A 16,614-nucleotide genomic window follows, 5' to 3' on the forward strand; every position below is an offset into this window, starting at 1 on the left:
AGTGAAACGGCGGCGATGAACGCGGCTATGAACACGGACGTGACCACACGGCCCCCCTCGGCCTGGGTGGCCGCGGCAAGGCCCCCCTGGCCGCCGGCGCACCCGTCGTCCCCCAGTACGCATGTCCCCCACGCGCACTTGTTGCGTCTGCTGTGAAGACAATAAGGGGGACCTGTGACGACAGGAGGGCCGATTGGGTGAATGCTGCGTTTCGGGCCCATTCACCACGGGTCAGAAATCAGCCACCGTCTACTCGAACACGCCCAATTCACCCTTCAGGTGTTCGAGTTCGGTCGTCGGGGCGGCGCACACGAAGCGCCGGCACACGTACGCGGTGGCGCGCCCGCCGACCAGCGGGCGGTCCGCCAGCAGCGGGAACTCGTCGCTCCCCGGCGCACCGACCGCGACGACGGCGCCGGGCGCGGTGGCCAGCAGGGCCGCCCGGTGCAGGGCGGCGGTCCCCGCCCGGTGCAGGGCGGCGGTCCCTTCTCCGCCCTCCCCCTCCCCGCCCTCCCCGAGGATCGCGATCTCCCGGGGCCCGTCGAGGGCCGCCTCGGCGACCGCGAGCCCCCAGCCGATGAAGCGCGGCACCCGCGGCCCGAGCGCCTTCACGACCCCCAACGCCGCCTCCGCCGCGCTCCGATGACGCTCGGATCCGGTGTGTGCGGCGTACGAGAGCAGCGCCCCGGCGGCGGCGGTCCAGCCGGACGGGGTGGCGTTGTCCGTCGGGTCCTGGGGCCGGCGGATCAACGGTTCCGCGTCGTCGGCGGTGTCGTACAGCGCGCCGCCCTCCGCCACGAACCGGTCGAGGACAATGTCCAGGAGGAATCCGGCGAATTCCAGCCAGACGCCTTCCCCGGTGACCCCGGCGAGCGCGAGGAACCCCTCCGCCACATCCGCGTAGTCCTCCAGCACCCCGGCGTTGGCACCGACCCGGCCGTCCTTCGAGGTACGGGCCAGCCGCGCCGCGTCGTCCAGGTGGACACGCACCAGCAGATCGGCGGCCTCGGTCGCCCGCTCCACCAGATCGGGCCGGTCGAAGTACGCGCCGGTCTCGGCCAGCGCGGCGACGGCCAGCCCGTTCCAGGCGGCCACGACCTTGTCGTCGCGCCCCGGGCGCTCCCGGCGCTCCGCACGGGCGGCGAGGAGCCGTTCCCGTACGGACTCCACGCGCGCGGCGTCCACCACGCCCTCACCGAAGGGCAGTTGCAGCACGGAGGCACCCTCCTCGAAGGTGCCCTCCTCCGTCACCCCGTAGTACTGGGCGGCGAACTCGGCGTCGGACTCCCCCAGCACCTCCCGCAGTTGGCCGGGCGTCCAGACGTAGAACGCGCCCTCCACATGCTTCCCGCTGCCGTCCGCGCTGTCCGCGTCCAGCGCGGAGGCGAACCCGCCCTCGGCGGTGCGCAGTTCACGGACCATGAAGTCGGCCGTCTCGACGGCGACCCGCCGGGCCAGCTCGGAGCCGGTGGCCCGCCAGACGTGTGCGTACACCCGGCACAGCAGGGCGTTGTCGTACAGCATCTTCTCGAAGTGGGGCACGACCCACTCCCGGTCCACGGAGTAGCGCGCGAACCCCCCGCCGAGCTGGTCGTAGATCCCGCCGCGCGCCATCGCCTCGCAGGTGTCCGTCGCCATCTGGAGCGCGCCCTCGGAACCGGTACGGGCGTGGTGCCGCAGCAGGAACTCCACCACCATCGCCGGCGGGAACTTCGGCGCCCCGCCGAACCCGCCCCGCTGCGCGTCGTACTCCCGGGTCAGCCCCAGCAGCGCCTGCGCCAGCTCCCCCTCCCCGGGCGCCCCGTCCCCGCTCTGCGCGAGCGACCGCCCGGCCAGCTCCCCGACGATCCGCGCGGCCACCTCGGCCACCTCCTCACGCCGGCCGGTCCAAGCGGAGCTGACCCCTTCGAGCACCTGCGGGAAGGACGCCATGCCGTGCCGGGGCTCGGGCGGGAAGTACGTACCGAAGTAGAAGGGCGCGCCGTCCCCGTCGAGAAACACGGTCATGGGCCACCCACCCTGCCCGGTGGCGGCCTGCACGGCCTCCATGTAGACGGCGTCGACATCGGGCCGCTCCTCGCGGTCGACCTTGATGTTGACGAAGTGGGCGTTCATGTACTTGGCGGTGGTGAGGTCCTCGAAGCTCTCGGCCGCCATCACATGGCACCAGTGGCACGCGGAGTAGCCGACCGACAGCAGAACGGGTACATCGCGCCGCTTTGCTTCCTCGAACGCCTCAGGTCCCCACGGCCACCAGTCGACCGGATTGTCAGCGTGCTGAAGCAGATAAGGCGAGGTCACACCAGCTAGCCGGTTCATACGGCCCAGCCTCTCACAGCGCCTCCCGCGACCGGTGAAACACTGACGAGCCCGCCTCACTTAGCCGAATTGCCCTTATGCGCCATGACGTGGTGGGCGGCTCCTTCCTTTCCGAGTCGGGCAGCCCGGCACCTCGGAACAGTAGGCTTGGCGCAGCAGCGCCGGACCTGCCGAGGCCTCTCGAAGGAGGTACACCATGACCGCCGAGATGGTGGCGCCCGCGTGGATGCACACGCAGATCAGCGCGGAGCAGTACGACTCCTGGTCCGAGGAGCAGTGCGCCGGCATCGAGATCGTGGACGGGATGGTCGTCGTGAGCCCGAGCGCCTCCAAGCGCCACAACCGGCTGGCCCGCATCCTGGCCAACGCCCTGGACACCGCCGCGGGCCCGGACTGGAACGCGGACACGGACTTCGACGTCCGTCTACAGGACGTTCCCCTCACCAACCGCCGCCCTGACGTCGTCGTCTACCGGGCAGAAACCATCGACCTCACGCCCACCCGACCCGAGCACGTGCTCCTGGTCGTCGAGGTGGTGTCGCCCGGCTCGGAGACCACAGACCGGATCGTGAAGGTGGACCAGTACGCCAAGGCGGGCATCCCCTTCTACTGGCGGGTCGAGCAGTCCGCCACTGGCGTTCCGATCGTCTACACCTACGTTCTCGATCCCGCCACCAAGGCATACAGGGACGGCGAGATGTTCACCGGCGCCATCAAGACTGCCGCTCCGTTCCCCGTCACTGTCGGCCTCGGAACCACCTGAAGGGGGAAAGAGCTCACGTCTGCATCGGTGCTTCTCGCCTCAGGGTGGTGCCGTGACTGACGGCGGACCGGACCGTGGTGATCACGGTACTGATCACCTATGCAATCCCGGACGACGCCCCTCCCCTGCGTCCGCCAGCCCCTGAGGCTCAGGCCGCCCTCGACAGGCTTCTTGCAGACTCCACCCTGCTCATGGGAGTTCCCGGGCTGTACACGTCGAAGCGCCCATAGTCATGGAGCGTGCCTCTTTGAGGGTAAAGACATGTGCGAGCGACCTTGACTTTCAGAGTGAGATCATCGGCCTCGCACCACCGGACGAGATTACCCACCTTCATTCCTACGCAGCCTCCCTGATCACGTACTTGCGCATCCCAGATGACGGCCGAAGGCATCACTGCAGGAAGCAGCAAGACAATCGTGGGCGCTCGGCAAGGACGTCGCATGCGCGGCAGCCATGATCTGGACGAGCTCCACCAGCACACGAACGTACCCTCCGACGGTCTACTGCGGCCGGACAGCACAGGCGCTGCACCAGGGAGCACCGCACGGCACATGAGGGCCACCAGCAACGCGGCCGGTGAGAGGTCTATGGGCAACAGAAATCTGGGCATTTCATATCCTGACAGCCGCTTGGAATAAATTGACCATCGGCCATGGTAATCAATCCCACCAAACCCAGAAATGCAGATAAAATTACAATACTTCTATTGATGGCAAGGTTTAGTGTCGACTTCACCTGGATACCTTGCGGACCACACCATGGAGGACAGGGATGTACGCATCAATCGTGACAGCTGGAGCCGGTGTCGCAATCGCGATCATGGTCTTCTGGATGAATCACCGAGGTGAAGTTCGCAGATCTCTCAGAAAAGAACGGATCAATTGGGTTAGCAGCCAGCTAAAAGACCTATACGGCCCGCTTCTCGTTTTGGCGGAAACTAACGAAAGAGCATGGAGAGAATATCGCAGCACATACTTTCCACTCGATCCGGAAGAACCGCCAGAGCGCTCGCTGACCGAGTCGGTGTCGACGCGTTGGCACGTGTGGGTTAAGACGGTATTCGCCCCAAGGGCCCAACAGATAAGAGAAATCGTCACCACTCGCGGAGATCTCATTATTGAAAGAGAGATGCCGTCAGTGGTACTTGACTTCTGCGCTCATGCAGCTACCTACGATGCCCTATTGGCCGACTGGGAAACCGTTGCCGTTAACGATTCTACGTTGATCCGTCACCCGGGAAGCGGTTTTCTATCGTACGTGCGCGAATCTTACATCACGCTCAAAGTCGAGCAAGAGGAACTGCTGAAATCAAACCGACGCCCATGACAACTTGACCCTTTGACAGTGAGTTGCTGAAGAGAAGAGCTCCCTCATGAAAGTGTTCTTGAGTTGGTCCGGAGAGCGCTCCAGAAAAGTTGCCGAAACTCTCAAGCACTGGATTCCGGATGTTATCCAAGAGATTGATCCATGGGTCTCAAGTCAAGACATCGCCAAGGGCGGTAGGGGGATGGATGAGCTCGCCCACGAACTTGCCACAACGGATTTCGGGATTATTTGCGTGACTCCCGAGAACAAGGCATCGACGTGGATCAACTTCGAAGCAGGGGCACTTGCAAAACAATTTGAGATTGCACATGTCACCCCGTTCCTCATCGGTATGAAGATTACAGATCTAACCGGACCGCTATCCAAGTTCCAGGCAACCGTAGGGGGAAATCGGCAAGACGTCCGGAAGCTCATTGGCGACCTGAACAAGGCATCATCCGGGCGAACGGTTTCGGAGGATCGCCTTGATCGATCATTCACGCGAAGTTGGCCCGAATTGGAAAGTGCCCTCCAGGAAGCCCAAAAAGTGCCCCTCCCAGAAGGTGTGCGAAATCCAGCTGAACGGTCCGAAGCGGAGATGCTTGAGGAAATTCTACTGCTGGTTCGAAAACTAGAATATCGTGGAGTGAGCCTAGAAGGGGAAGTGAATCAAGCAGAGGAAAAGCTGTCGCGCAGCCGGCGCATCAGCGAAGACGAGTTCATCCTGGCATCATTTACGAAAATCGGATGGCGGGTAACTAAGTCCTCATGGGGAAATGCTGAGGTGAGTATTACTGCACGACACCCGACAGACGGTAGCGCATTTTTGTCACGCGCTTTCATTGAACGTCTGGCCAAGTCTCTAAGTAGACCTGTAGTCGTAATGAACGAGTCAGGGGACGCACTATTCCGCAGCAGCGCTGGCCTACCTTAGTGTGCGCGCCATCGATTCATCGGTCGAACTTCTCTTCTACGGGCATCGGCATGTTCTCTGTCTTCTTGAAATTCAGTTTCTCGACCTTCTCTTCCTGAACCCACGCATTCCACGCTTTAATGTAAATTGCCACTTGCTCACGCATGGTATATCGACGCTTGGCACCCCTCTTCTTCATATGAGGGACCTTGGTCAGAGCAAGCCGCGGATCTCCAACTTCAAGATTTGCACCTGAGGTTAGTCCGTCAATCCAACTTTCCGCCTTCACTGCAGGGGCCGCCTCAGTCGTGACAAAATATCCCACCGCCATTCCAGTTTGACTAGCAAATACATGCTTGGAAATCTCACGACCCATCACCACTGCATCTCGATACATTCCGCTATCCTCGTTATAGGCTGCAAGAATCCGACCGTTCGCGATTCGAGCCCCATTGCCACTCCATGAGGAATCTGGCATGTTTTTAAACAGAATAACGTGGCGAATGGTGGAGTAAAGCACGGGGAGATACTTCTCACCGGTGGATGAAAGAGTGTCCACGCCGCTTCGACGCTTCCCGGTATCCAGGACAGGAAAGGCCGTTCTCGGAAGTCCTTCAAAAACGTAAATCCACACTGCGACGCCGGCCTTGATGACGGCATTTAATCGGTGCTGTCCGTCAAGTAGAAATCCAGTATCAAGAGGCCCGTCGAGGGCAATTCCCTGATGTGTCAACTGCCACTCTCCGCGGATAATTGAATCAGCCAAGAAATCCACTTGCCCCCAGTCCAAGCGACGATTTACTACTGTTCGGGACAGCAGGATCTCCGCCATCCCTGGAGTGACTTGGACGAGACGGGGCGTGGGCGCATCCAGAGGAAGCCCGCTATCGATGACCATTCCAAAAGCCTACTGGACTTGACTACGAAACGTCATTGAACAGGTAGATTGATCGATGATGAACGGTTACATTCAGAAATCGATCACTGCAGCCAAGTTCGCTTCAGCGGAAAGCCACTGAAGGAAACGCTTCCTATCCGATGCGGCAATTTTCTATAATGCTAAGAAGTCATCGCATTTGGGGGACTCGGTGGTCTGTGAGTCATGGCGGGGAGCGTTGAGCGGCTGGTGCCGGACGAGTTGTGGGAACTGTTCCAGCGGGTGGTGCCGGAGGCGCCGTCGCGGGCCGGGGAGCGGGCGTCGACACGGCGACCGGGAGGTGCTGGCCGTGATCGTCCTCGCAACTACGTCGGGTTGTACCTGGCAGCAGTTACCTTCAGCATCGTTCGGCCCGTCCTGGGCGACCGTCCGCCGGCGGCATCTCGGAGTGGTCGAAGGCCAGGGTCTAGGCCAAGCTCCACTGCCTGGTTCTTGACGAACTCGGCGCCCGAGGCGAGATGGACTGGTCGCGCTGCGCAATCAACTCGGTGAACATTCAGGCCCTGAAAGGGGGGACCTGACAGGCCCGAACCCTGTCGACCGGGGCAAGTACAGCTCGAAGATCGACCTGATCGCGGAACGATCAGGTGCCCTATCCGTCGGCATCTCCGGGGCCAACCTGCACGACAGCCAGGCCCTGATCCCGCTCGTGAAGGGCATCCCGCCCATCCGCTCGCGCCGCAGCCGACGATGGCGTAATCCCGGCAAACTTCACGCCGACAAGGGCTACGACTACACCCACCTGCGGCGATGGTGACGTGAACGGGGCATCGCCCGCAAGGGAGCCGAGCCCTCGCAACGGCTGGCGCGCCACCGCTGGACCATGGAACGCACCATGGCCTGACTCGCCGACTGCCGCCGCCTCCATCGACGCTACGAACGTAAGGCTGATCACTTCCTCGCCTTTACCAGTATCGCCTGCCCCTCATCTCCCGCCGCAGGCTCGCCAAATGAGATGGCTCTTTGATGGCAACCATCCCCTCCGCAGGGGCAGTTAGCTTGGGAAAACTACCGGCCAGACGCAGCGCAGTGTCGTCTGTTGCAGCGCAAAGAGGCGGTTACTCTCAGCCAGGCGGTGCGACGGCCTGCGGGTGGTGGAGCGCTGCCGGTCGGGCTGACTAGCTCTGCGGGAAGCCCGACCCCGGCTGAACCACCCCGGACTCACACAGTCGCGACCACGAAAACTGCCCCAGCCCCAGTGATGCCGTGCGCGCGGGCCGCATTCTACGGCTCCGTGCCGCTACTACTCGGCAGCGACAGCGGGTGAGCTGTCCTCCAGGAGCTGGCGGATGGTGGTGTACTTCTCTGGCCCCCACTCGGGCGAGGCGTCCAACTCGGCCTCTACCCAAGCGTTGATGCTTGCGTCCAGCTGCTCATCGTATGTGTCCATGCGACTACCTTCTGGCAACACCCCAGGGCAGGACTACCGGGTTGTGTAAGTTCACTGGCACCAGTGGCAGCTCGAATACCCCACGCTGAGCAGCACCGGCACCCCCCGCCGCCGGGCCTCCGCGAACGCCTCCGGCGACCAGGGCCACCAGTCGACGGGGTTGTCGGCGTGCTGGAGGAGGTACGGGGACTGCGAGCCGGCCAGGCGATTCATACCGGCATCGTCGCATGATCCGGACACAGAGGCCCAGCATCGCGCGGCCCGGCCCGTGGCGGCCGGAAGGGGGGGCCGGGTCGACTCGTCCACGGCATCGGCGGCCGTCGGGGATAAAGTTGATACGTCAACCGAACGGGGTTAGGGTGATGCCCTGACTGACGGAATCCCCGCCGACCTGAGCGGGAACGCACCCGAGAGAAGGCCACATGTCGGTGGAAGTGCGCGACGTGCCCGACGCGAAGCGCTACGAGGCCCGTGTCGACGGAGAGTCCACGGTCGCGGGCGTCGCCCAGTACATCCGTACGACGGAGCTCGTCGCCTTCGTGCACACCGAGGTCTCGCCGGAGTTCGAAGGCAGAGGGGTCGGGTCCGCGCTGGCTCGCACCGCCCTCGACGAGGCACGGGCCGCGAACCTGCGCGTCCTCGCCACCTGCCCGTTCTTCGCGACCTGGATCGCCCGGCACCCCGAGTACCAGGACCTCCTCTACCAGTCCCGCAGCAGGGTCAGCGACTGAACAGCCGGACACGGCGGGGGGGGAGGCCGGTATGGGCGGCCGACGTGTGCTTCTCGCCGGGAGGTCCGTGTCGCCGGCGTTCGGAGGAACCGCAGTTCCGCTCACCGTGACCTGGCTCGTCTGGGGAACCACCTATCTGGCGATCGCGTTCGGGCTGCGCGGGACGGAACCCCTCACGCTCAGCTCGGTCCGGTTCCTGACGGCGGGTCTGCTGCTGTGGTGCCTGGCCGAACGCCGCCGCGAGCCACCGCTGACGCCCGTGCGGCGGCGTAGGGCCACGCTCGTCGGGGTGCTGCTCTTCTCCGTGGGCATGGGCGGGGTGGCGCTGGCCGAGGAGTACGTCGACTCGGGCACGACGGCGCTGTTCATCGCCACGGTTCCGCTGTGGAGCGTGCTGCTGAACACCGTGCGGGGACGGCCGGCGCGGGGCGCGGAATGGGCGGGGGTCTGGCTCGGCCTGGCAGGTGTCGCCGTGCTGTCGGCCGGGCTCGGACGCGACGGGCTGACCGGCGCGCTGATCCTCCTGCCCGCCGCCATGTGCTGGGTCCTCGGCTCCCATCTGGACGACCACGCGGCCGGCGTGCGCGGGCCCGCCGCGCAGATGCTCGCGGGCGGTGCGGCGCTGGCCGTGGCGGCGGCCGTCCGGGGCGAGTTCGCGTCACCGCCCCGGCCGACCTGGGGCGCCGTACTCGCCCTCGCCTACCTCGTGGTCTTCGGATCCCTGCTGGCGATGGCCGCGTACCGCCACCTCACCGCGCACACCGGCCCGGCCCTGGCCACGAGCTACGCCTTCGTCGCCCCGGTGATCGCCGTCCTGTCCGGCGCCCTCTTCCTGGACGAACCCCTCACCGCCCATGTCCTGGCCGGAACCGCCCTCATCGCCGTCGCCCTCTCCACCACCCTCCTCACCCGGTCCCGGCCCGTCGCGCAGCCCCTGACGACCGCGCCGGGACATCCTGCGCGAGGCGGGCGTGGAACGGGTCCACGGCATGGTGGATGACGGCCTGAACCCGGTGGACGCCGAGGTCATGGCGGTCTCCGGTCCACCGCGGTGTGGCCGACGGTCCGCGCGGCCAGGGCCTACGGGGAGAGCGCGCGCGAACGGCGCGACGGCGCCGGGTGGTGGAGTTCGCGCCAGGCCCGCGGGGAGAGACCATAGGCCTGCTTGAAGGACCTGCTGAAGTGGGTGGCGTCCACGAAACCCCAGCGGCGGCCGATGCTCGCGATGGTCTGGAGCCGGCCGCGCGGCCCGGCCAGGTCCTTCCGGCACTCCGCCAGTCGGCGGCTGCGCATCCAGTCCCCGAGGCTGATGCCGGACCGCGACAGGACGTTGTAGAGGTGGCGGACCGAGATGCCGTGCGCGGCGGCGATACGGGGCGCCGAGAGACCCGGGTCGGCCAGGTGGGCGCGGATGTAGTGGGTGATCCGCAGGTCGAGCGGCACTTGGGGCTCCGCGGGGCCGAGATCGGAGGTGTCCACCTGAGAGGTCACGACGGCCCGGAGAAGCTCGACGCTGGGCCCTATGAGGGACTCCGCGTACGGCCCGGTGTGCAACTCCTCGCTGGCGGCCAGGTGGGAGAAGTAGGCGAAGGCCAGACCCGTGGTGGGGTTGTCCGGGCCGAGGGTGACGGCGGTGGCCCTGCGCAGCGTCCGCTCCGGGATGGCGAGCGCCTCGCGCGGGATGCGCAGGGAGAGGTAGCCGAAGCTCTGCTCGAAGCGCAGGGTGTACGGCGCCGTCGATTCGAAGACGACGAGGCTTCCCGCCTCGACGACGCACTGGCGTCCGCCCTGTTCCACGAGGTTGGTCCCCGTCACCTGGAGCCCGAGGAAGACCGCCGGTTCGTGGTCCTCGCGGGCCAGCCGCGCCGTGCGGCGCAGGGTCACCGGCGTCCCCTGCGCCGAGCACACCTTCATGGGGCCCACGGCGCCGAGGCCCATGCGGGCCCCGATGTCCTCCTGAGCGGTGTGGTGGTCGATGTCGACCCGGGAGAAGGAGGACCACAGGGCGTGCCGGATCGTGTCCCTGCGCTCGCGCGGTGCCATGACCGAGGCGTCGAGCGTCGCCTGTGCCGAACGTGAAGCGCCGAGGGCGCGGTGGTGCGCTCCTCCCATGAGACAACCCCCGGGTCCTGTGCGGATACACGCTCAGGATGCGACGCGCGATGCCCCTCGCACAAGGCACCGGTTGCCCGGCGAGTCCAGTGCACAACTGGCCAACTTCCGTTCACACGCAGCAAAGTTGAGCAGCTCTCCACTCCCTAATCTTCTGCGGAGAAGGAACGCGGCCGGGTGCGGTTCGCCCGCTCCACCCGTACGAAGAACGCGGGGGGTGACGCTCCTCGAAGAAGTGAGTTCCCTGCCTCGCCCGGAGCGGCGAGAGAGTCAAGAGGAGAGAAAATGCGACCTGCTGTGACGAGGATGTTCGTCAGCGCTGCCACGATCGCCGCGATCGCCGCCGGTACCCTGGCGGGCGCGACCGTCAGCTCCGCGGCGTCCGCGCCGGCCGCCGAGCCCGCCACGAGCACCCAGAACGTCTCCGTCCTCGCGGTGAACAACCTCGGCCTCTCCGTCGGCCGGGCGAAGAACTGGCAGTGCTTTCTGACGCGTTCCGGCTTCGAGCCCTGGGAGCACAACGGGCACCTGGGCACCAACAGCTGGAAGGCCGCGCAGCGGCTGTTCAACGCGCAGGGCTTTTACGGAGGCAGCCGCCTGGAGGTCGACGGAATCGTCGGCCCCCTCACGATCAAGGCGTTGCAGCGCTTCCTCAACTCCTACGGCTTCGGCCTCGCCGTCGACGGAGTCGTCGGGAAAAGGACCACGGCCGCCTTCTGGCAGTTCAACGGCGTCCCCGTCGAGGACCGCCGGTGTGTGTAAGTCAGGTCGGAGCGGCCGCGTACTGGTGTGATCGCCGGTCGTAGCGCCATCCGGTTCCGCGTCGCGGGACGTCGTACCGGACCCACGGTCACAGTGCGGAGCCGGCCGGCTCGCCGGTTCCGTCCATCGCACGTCAACGGAGGAGAACAGCATGCGAGCACTCACCAAAGCACTCGTCGGTGCCACCGTCGCGATCGGCATCGCCGCCGGCGGCCTCGCGACCGCCGGCACGGCCATGGCGGCCCCGGCACCCACTGAGCGCCCCACGGCGACCGGCGAGATCGGCACGCTCGCCGTGGTCAACCTGGGGCTCAGCACGCGGCAGGCCAAGAACGTCCAGTGCTGGCTCGAACGCTGGGACTACCGGGGCGCGAACGACGGACTCCTGGGGACCGGCAGCTGGAAGGCGTTCCAGTACTACCTTGAGGTCGCCAGGGGTTACGACGGCGACAGGGACGGCGTGGTCGGCCCGAAGACGATCCAGGCGTTGCAGCGTCTGCTGACGTCCGCCTGGGGCTACCGGGGCAAGATCGACGGAATCGCCGGGGATCAGACCAAGGCCGCCTTCAAGCGGTTCGCCAACGATCAGGCCGTCTACTGCTCCTGAGAAGCCTGCCGCCTGCCGCCCGGCAGGCCCGGTCACCCGAACGGGATTCCTGTTCGGGTGTATTCCCGGTGGTCGGGGTGGAACGGCGGTTCAGCGCATCTATTCAGCGACGTGTCAACTACGTCTAAACTCGTTTCATGGAACAAACAGTGCGTTGGCTGACCGCCGAGGAGCAGCGTGCGTGGCGGGGCTTCGTCCGCATGCAGGAGAAGCTCATAGGCCGCTTGTCGCACTTGCTGCAGACCGAGTCCAACGTGTCACGCGCCGACTACGCCGTACTGGTCGAGCTGACGGACGTGGACGACGGGCGGCGGCGGTTCCTGGACATCGCCAGGGCGCTGGAGTGGGAGAAGAGCCGGATGTCCCATCACATCGCCCGGATGATGAAGCGCGGGCTGGTGGTGCGGGAGGAGTGCCCCGAGGACGGCCGTGGCGCGTTCGTGGTGATCACGGACGAGGGGCGGGCGATGGTCGAAGCCGCCGCCCCGCGCCATGTGGAGGCGGTGCGCGAGCTCTTCCTCGACAACATCACACCGGCGGAACTGCGGCTGCTGGCCCGGATCTCCGAGCGCGTGGTGGAGAAGCTGGACGAGAAACCGTCCTGACCGTGACGTGCGGCCCGGAGTGCCCCGCGTGGCCCGCGTGGCCCGCGTGATTGTCGCCGCGGCGGCCACCGGACGGGACGCACGGTCGAAGTCCCGGCGGTGGCGGGCCGAGCGGCGCTACTCGTCGTGCAGCGGCCGCACCGGGTGCTTGCTCATGATCGACACGCGATTGAACGCGTTGATGGTGACCGCCACCCAGATCGCGGCGGAGATCTGATCCTCGGAGAGCACCCGCCGGGCCGCCTCGTACGCGGATTCCCGGGCCGCGGCGTCCACCGGATCGGTCGTGGCCTCGGCCAGCGCCAGGGCCGCGCGCTCCGGGGAGGTGAACAGGTCGGTGTCCCGCCACGCGTTCAGGGTTCCGAGCCTTCGCGGTGATTCGCCGGCGCGCAGGGCCGCCCCGGTGTGCACGTCGAGGCAGTAGGCGCAGCCGTTGAGCTGGGACACACGGAGATTGATCAGCTCCACGGTGGTGCGGTCGAGCCCCGCCTCGGCGGCCACCGTCCGGACCGCCTCCGAGGTCTGTACGAGGGCGTGGAACGCCTTGGGGCTCTGCTTGTCGACGAAGATCCTGCGGGGCGGTGAGCCGTGGGGGCGGCTGCTCACGTCGGGGCCTCCTTCGGGCCGTGCTCGCAGCGGCCCCTGTTCGCGCGGGTGTTGTGGTCATCAACCCGCCTCCGTGACATCATAGTTGACATGACAACCAGATTGTACGGGAGGTGCTCTCGGTGAGCAACGTGGAAACCGGCGCCACGGCGCCGCGGCGCGGCGCACCCGTCGAAGGCGACCGGCCGGGCGGAGCGCCGCGGGTCGACGTCCTGTCGGCGCGCGAGGTCCCCCTGGGCGGTCCGCGCGCGATGCGCGTACGGCGGACACTGCCCCAGCGGGGGCGCACACTCATCGGCGCCTGGTGCTTCGCCGATCACTACGGGCCGCACCAGGTCACCGCGTCGGGCGGCATGAACATGGCCCCGCATCCGCACACCGGGCTCCAGACGGTGAGCTGGCTCTTCAGCGGCGAGATCGAGCATCGCGACACCCTCGGCACGCACGCCCCGATCAGACCCGGCGAGATCAACGTCATGACCGGCGGACGCGGCATCGCCCACTCGGAGGTCTCCACCCCGGACACCACCGTCATCCACGGCGTCCAGTTGTGGGTCGCGCTGCCCGAGGAACACCGCGACGCCGAAAGGGACTTCCAGCACCACGTGCCCGAGCCCGCCCGGGTCGACGGGGCCGGCATCAGGGTCTTCCTGGGCTCGCTCGCCGGCCGGACCTCCCCGGTCCGGACCTTCACACCGCTGCTCGGCGCCGAGATCGTCCTCGAAGCGCGCACGACGCTCACCCTCGCCGTGGACACGGCCTTCGAGCACGGCCTCCTCGTGGACAGCGGGAACATCCGCCTGATCGACACGGTGCTGCGGCCCGCCGAACTCGGCTACGTCCCTCGCGGCACGGACACCCTGACGATGGTGAACGAGACCGACGCCCCGGCGCGGACCATCCTCCTCGGAGGGCCCCCCTTCGGGGAGGAGATCGTCATGTGGTGGAACTTCGTCGGCCGCAGCCACGAGGACATCGTGAGAGCCCGCGAGGACTGGGAGGCGTCCTCCGACCGCTTCGGCGCCATCGAGGACTTCCCGGGCGGCCGACTCCCCGCACCGGCCCTGCCGAACGCCGTCATCACCCCGCGCCGGAACCCGCCGACGCGCTGACCCCGCGCGGCCCCCTCCTGCGGGAAGGCACACCGCGGGCCCGTCACCAACCCCCCTCCCCATGGCCTTACTTGACGCATCAACCTCCATCGCTAATATAGGTGACACGTCATCTAGTTGGCCGGGCCGGTGCCCCTGACACCGGGGCCCGCCGCTCCGCACACGGGCCGAACCGGTACGCGGAGCGTTCGGCGTGACGGCCTGCCGACCCGGCGGGCGGAGCGGCTGTAGGCCCGTATCGACGATGACCCGTCGGAGCACCCAGACATGGACACCAGGAAAGAGATCCCATGAGCAAGGAAGCGAAGTCCGGACTCCAGGCACTGCTGACGCCCGAGGAGAGCGTGGTCGTCCTGATCGACCACCAGCCGTTCCAGTTCGCCAACCTGAACAGCCACGAGCCCACGATGATCGTGAACAACTCTGTCGCCCTCGCCAAGGTCGCCAAGGCGTTCGACGTGCCGACCATCCTGACGACCGTCCTGGAGGAGCGCGGCGGCTACCTCATCAAGGGAATCCAGGACGTGTTCCCGGACCAGAAGCCCATCAACCGCACGCTCATCAACACCTGGGAGGACCAGGTCGTCGTCGACGCCGTCAAGGCGACCGGCCGCAAGAAGCTGATCATCGCCGGTCTCTGGACGGAGATCTGTGTCGCGATGCCGGCGATACAGGCGGCGGGTGAGGGCTTCGACGTCTTCGTCGTCACCGACGCCTCGGGCAGTGGCTCGAAGGAAGGCCACGACATGGCCGTGCGGCGGATGGTCCAGGCGGGCGTGGTCCCGATCACCTGGACGGCCGTAGCGAGCGAGTGGCAGCGCGACTGGGCCCGCGAGGAGACCATCTCGGGCGTCACCGACGTCCTGCTGGAGCACGGGGGCGCGACCGGCGTCGCCTTCAGCTGGGAGACGCAGCTGCTCGCCACGGCACGCCCTGGAACCAGCGCCTGACATGACGACACGCGGGCCCCGGTCCGTACCGGGTACCGCACATCGACACTCGCGGTGGACCGCTCGGCAACCCGGCCGAGTTCGTCCACGACGATGACCAGGGAGGCGCCTCCCTGGTCCCCGCGATCCACGGACGGCTGATCGACGGAGAACAACCAAGTGGTCGAGTTATCCCTCGCGCAACTGCACCCCTCGCTGGACGACCCCGTCCTGCTCTCGATGAATCTGCTGAACGACATCGCCTCCGACCACCCTCGGGCGGTGTCCTTCGCCGCCGGCCGGCCCTACGAGGACTTCTTCCGGGTCGAGCAGCTCCACACCTACCTGAGCACCTTCGTCACCCACCTCACCGAGGTGGTGGGGCTGACGGACGAGGAGGCCCGCAGAACCCTGTTCCAGTACGGACGGACGAAGGGCGTCATCCACGACCTGGTCGCCCGCTACCTCGATGTGGACGAGGGCATCACCGTCGACCCCGACGCGGTGGTGGTGACCGTCGGCAGCCAGGAGGCGATGTTCCTCACGCTGCGGTCCCTGTGCGCCTCCCCGCAGGACGTCGTCCTCGCCGTCGCGCCCACCTACTTCGGGCTGACCGGCGCCGCCCGCCTGCTGGACATGCCCGTGCTGGACGTCGGGGACGGGGACGGCGGCCTCGACCTGGCCGACCTCGAACGTCAGGTGGCAGCAGCCCGCGCCCGGGGACAACGGCCGCGCGCCCTCTATCTCGTGCCCGACTTCTCCAACCCCACCGGGGTGAGCCTGGACCTGGCCACCCGGGTCGCCCTGCTCGATCTCGCGGCCGGTCTCGATCTGCTGATCATCGAGGACAACCCCTACGGCCTCTTCCAGGCCGGCACCGCCGAACGGCCGCCCACCCTCAAGGCGCTCGACACACGGCACCAGGTCGTGCACGTCGGCTCCTTCGCCAAGACCGGCCTGCCCGGCGCCCGTGTCGGCTTCGTCGTCGCCGACCAGCCCGTCCTCAGGGACGGCCGCCCGGCGGGTACGCTCGCGGACCAGTTGTCGCTGATCAAGAGCAACGTCACGCTCAACACCTCCCCCGTCGCCCAGGCCGTCATCGGCGGCAAACTTCTGCGCCACGGGTGCAGCATGGTCGCCGCGAACAAGCGTGAGATCGAGGTGTACCGCGCCAACCTGCGCCACGTACTGGCCGGGCTCGCCGCGCGCTTCGCCACCGACGGACCGGTGACGTGGAACACCCCGGCCGGCGGGTTCTTCGTCGTCCTGACGGTGCCGTTCACCGTGGACGACCGTTCGCTGCGCAGATCGGCGCGCGACCACGGAGTCATCTGGACCCCCATGCACCACTTCCACACCGGCGCGGTCTCCTCGCACCAGATCCGGCTGTCCTTCAGCCTGCTCGACGAGGCGTCGATCGACGAGGGACTCGACCGGCTGACCGCCTTCGTGACGGCCGAGACCCGGGCAGCCGGCCTCTCCGCCTGACCGCCGTCCTTTCCACCGCCCCGGTCCGGCCGGAA

General features: G+C 66.8%; 15 protein-coding genes and 2 pseudogenes. 12 read left to right on the forward strand and 5 right to left on the reverse strand.

Annotation, left to right across the window (positions count from 1 at the left end; all coding sequences use genetic code 11):
- Positions 1 to 249: 249 nt before the first annotated feature.
- A complete protein-coding gene (locus tag ACFXPK_RS00810) occupies positions 250 to 2,319 on the reverse strand; it encodes a thioredoxin domain-containing protein (RefSeq protein WP_385070108.1) in 2,070 nt (689 codons plus the stop codon).
- Between the two features lie 196 nt (positions 2,320 to 2,515).
- Here ACFXPK_RS00810 and ACFXPK_RS00815 point away from each other — a divergent pair, with 196 nt between their 5' ends.
- From ACFXPK_RS00815 to ACFXPK_RS00825, 3 genes are all read left to right on the forward strand, one after another.
- Complete coding sequence (locus ACFXPK_RS00815) at positions 2,516 to 3,082, forward strand: Uma2 family endonuclease (protein WP_385070111.1); 567 nt, start codon at positions 2,516 to 2,518, stop codon at positions 3,080 to 3,082.
- A 771-nt stretch (positions 3,083 to 3,853) separates the two neighbouring features.
- Positions 3,854 to 4,408, forward strand: a complete 555-nt coding sequence (locus tag ACFXPK_RS00820; protein WP_384992718.1) for a hypothetical protein — start codon at positions 3,854 to 3,856, stop codon at positions 4,406 to 4,408.
- Positions 4,409 to 4,454: 46 nt separating this feature from the next.
- Positions 4,455 to 5,321: a TIR domain-containing protein gene (locus ACFXPK_RS00825; protein ID WP_385070115.1), complete on the forward strand. Its 867-nt coding sequence runs from the start codon at positions 4,455 to 4,457 to the stop codon at positions 5,319 to 5,321.
- 16 nt (positions 5,322 to 5,337) lie between these two features.
- Here ACFXPK_RS00825 and ACFXPK_RS00830 read toward each other — a convergent pair whose 3' ends face one another.
- Positions 5,338 to 6,198 (reverse strand): hypothetical protein, encoded by an 861-nt coding sequence (locus tag ACFXPK_RS00830; protein WP_384992723.1) that lies wholly within the window; start codon positions 6,196 to 6,198, stop codon positions 5,338 to 5,340.
- A 204-nt stretch (positions 6,199 to 6,402) separates the two neighbouring features.
- Here ACFXPK_RS00830 and ACFXPK_RS00835 point away from each other — a divergent pair.
- Positions 6,403 to 7,191, forward strand: a pseudogene (locus ACFXPK_RS00835) (IS5 family transposase).
- Between the two features lie 493 nt (positions 7,192 to 7,684).
- Here the strand turns inward: ACFXPK_RS00835 and ACFXPK_RS00840 are convergent.
- Positions 7,685 to 7,840, reverse strand: a pseudogene (locus ACFXPK_RS00840) (DUF255 domain-containing protein); the annotation flags it as partial.
- 209 nt (positions 7,841 to 8,049) lie between these two features.
- On the opposite strand from ACFXPK_RS00840, the gene ACFXPK_RS00845 reads away from it, so the two are divergent.
- Positions 8,050 to 8,358 (forward strand): GNAT family N-acetyltransferase, encoded by a 309-nt coding sequence (locus tag ACFXPK_RS00845; RefSeq protein WP_385070118.1) that lies wholly within the window; start codon positions 8,050 to 8,052, stop codon positions 8,356 to 8,358.
- Positions 8,359 to 8,389: 31 nt separating this feature from the next.
- Complete coding sequence (locus ACFXPK_RS00850; RefSeq protein ID WP_385070121.1) at positions 8,390 to 9,358, forward strand: EamA family transporter; 969 nt, start codon at positions 8,390 to 8,392, stop codon at positions 9,356 to 9,358.
- An 80-nt stretch (positions 9,359 to 9,438) separates the two neighbouring features.
- Here ACFXPK_RS00850 and ACFXPK_RS00855 read toward each other — a convergent pair whose 3' ends face one another.
- Positions 9,439 to 10,470 (reverse strand): helix-turn-helix domain-containing protein, encoded by a 1,032-nt coding sequence (locus ACFXPK_RS00855; RefSeq protein WP_385070123.1) that lies wholly within the window; start codon positions 10,468 to 10,470, stop codon positions 9,439 to 9,441.
- Positions 10,471 to 10,755: 285 nt separating this feature from the next.
- On the opposite strand from ACFXPK_RS00855, the gene ACFXPK_RS00860 reads away from it, so the two are divergent.
- From ACFXPK_RS00860 to ACFXPK_RS00870, 3 genes are all read left to right on the forward strand, one after another.
- Positions 10,756 to 11,232, forward strand: coding sequence for a peptidoglycan-binding protein (locus tag ACFXPK_RS00860; RefSeq protein ID WP_385070126.1), 477 nt, complete (start codon positions 10,756 to 10,758; stop codon positions 11,230 to 11,232).
- A gap of 151 nt (positions 11,233 to 11,383) precedes the next feature.
- Positions 11,384 to 11,839 (forward strand): peptidoglycan-binding protein, encoded by a 456-nt coding sequence (locus ACFXPK_RS00865; RefSeq protein WP_385070128.1) that lies wholly within the window; start codon positions 11,384 to 11,386, stop codon positions 11,837 to 11,839.
- Positions 11,840 to 11,976: 137 nt separating this feature from the next.
- Positions 11,977 to 12,444: a MarR family winged helix-turn-helix transcriptional regulator gene (locus ACFXPK_RS00870; protein ID WP_385007087.1), complete on the forward strand. Its 468-nt coding sequence runs from the start codon at positions 11,977 to 11,979 to the stop codon at positions 12,442 to 12,444.
- 117 nt (positions 12,445 to 12,561) lie between these two features.
- Here ACFXPK_RS00870 and ACFXPK_RS00875 read toward each other — a convergent pair whose 3' ends face one another.
- A complete protein-coding gene (locus ACFXPK_RS00875; protein WP_385007089.1) occupies positions 12,562 to 13,050 on the reverse strand; it encodes a carboxymuconolactone decarboxylase family protein in 489 nt (162 codons plus the stop codon).
- Positions 13,051 to 13,172: 122 nt separating this feature from the next.
- Here ACFXPK_RS00875 and ACFXPK_RS00880 point away from each other — a divergent pair, with 122 nt between their 5' ends.
- The 3 genes from ACFXPK_RS00880 (at position 13,173) to ACFXPK_RS00890 (ending at position 16,579) form a co-directional block, all read left to right on the forward strand.
- The gene (locus ACFXPK_RS00880) at positions 13,173 to 14,162 is read left to right on the forward strand and encodes a pirin family protein (RefSeq protein ID WP_385070133.1); all 990 of its coding nucleotides are present in this window, start codon (positions 13,173 to 13,175) and stop codon (positions 14,160 to 14,162) included.
- Positions 14,163 to 14,452: 290 nt separating this feature from the next.
- The gene (locus ACFXPK_RS00885; RefSeq protein WP_385070136.1) at positions 14,453 to 15,112 is read left to right on the forward strand and encodes a hydrolase; all 660 of its coding nucleotides are present in this window, start codon (positions 14,453 to 14,455) and stop codon (positions 15,110 to 15,112) included.
- 159 nt (positions 15,113 to 15,271) lie between these two features.
- On the forward strand, positions 15,272 to 16,579 hold the full coding sequence (locus ACFXPK_RS00890; RefSeq protein WP_385070139.1) for an aminotransferase class I/II-fold pyridoxal phosphate-dependent enzyme: 1,308 nt from the start codon (positions 15,272 to 15,274) through the stop codon (positions 16,577 to 16,579).
- The last annotated feature ends 35 nt before the right edge of the window (positions 16,580 to 16,614 follow it).

This window comes from Streptomyces sp. NPDC059142 (genome assembly GCF_042755665.1).
GTDB lineage: Bacteria > Actinomycetota > Actinomycetes > Streptomycetales > Streptomycetaceae > Streptomyces.

Excerpts from the sequence above, each read along its gene's own strand:
- ACFXPK_RS00810 (WP_385070108.1), bottom strand. The coding sequence starts at position 2,319 with ATGAACCGGCTAGCTGGTGTGACCTCGCCTTATCTGCTTCAGCACGCT.
- ACFXPK_RS00815 (WP_385070111.1), top strand. The coding sequence starts at position 2,516 with ATGACCGCCGAGATGGTGGCGCCCGCGTGGATGCACACGCAGATCAGC.
- ACFXPK_RS00820 (WP_384992718.1), top strand. The coding sequence starts at position 3,854 with ATGTACGCATCAATCGTGACAGCTGGAGCCGGTGTCGCAATCGCGATC.
- ACFXPK_RS00825 (WP_385070115.1), top strand. The coding sequence starts at position 4,455 with ATGAAAGTGTTCTTGAGTTGGTCCGGAGAGCGCTCCAGAAAAGTTGCC.
- ACFXPK_RS00830 (WP_384992723.1), bottom strand. The coding sequence starts at position 6,198 with ATGGTCATCGATAGCGGGCTTCCTCTGGATGCGCCCACGCCCCGTCTC.
- ACFXPK_RS00845 (WP_385070118.1), top strand. The coding sequence starts at position 8,050 with ATGTCGGTGGAAGTGCGCGACGTGCCCGACGCGAAGCGCTACGAGGCC.
- ACFXPK_RS00850 (WP_385070121.1), top strand. The coding sequence starts at position 8,390 with ATGGGCGGCCGACGTGTGCTTCTCGCCGGGAGGTCCGTGTCGCCGGCG.
- ACFXPK_RS00855 (WP_385070123.1), bottom strand. The coding sequence starts at position 10,470 with ATGGGAGGAGCGCACCACCGCGCCCTCGGCGCTTCACGTTCGGCACAG.
- ACFXPK_RS00860 (WP_385070126.1), top strand. The coding sequence starts at position 10,756 with ATGCGACCTGCTGTGACGAGGATGTTCGTCAGCGCTGCCACGATCGCC.
- ACFXPK_RS00865 (WP_385070128.1), top strand. The coding sequence starts at position 11,384 with ATGCGAGCACTCACCAAAGCACTCGTCGGTGCCACCGTCGCGATCGGC.
- ACFXPK_RS00870 (WP_385007087.1), top strand. The coding sequence starts at position 11,977 with ATGGAACAAACAGTGCGTTGGCTGACCGCCGAGGAGCAGCGTGCGTGG.
- ACFXPK_RS00885 (WP_385070136.1), top strand. The coding sequence starts at position 14,453 with ATGAGCAAGGAAGCGAAGTCCGGACTCCAGGCACTGCTGACGCCCGAG.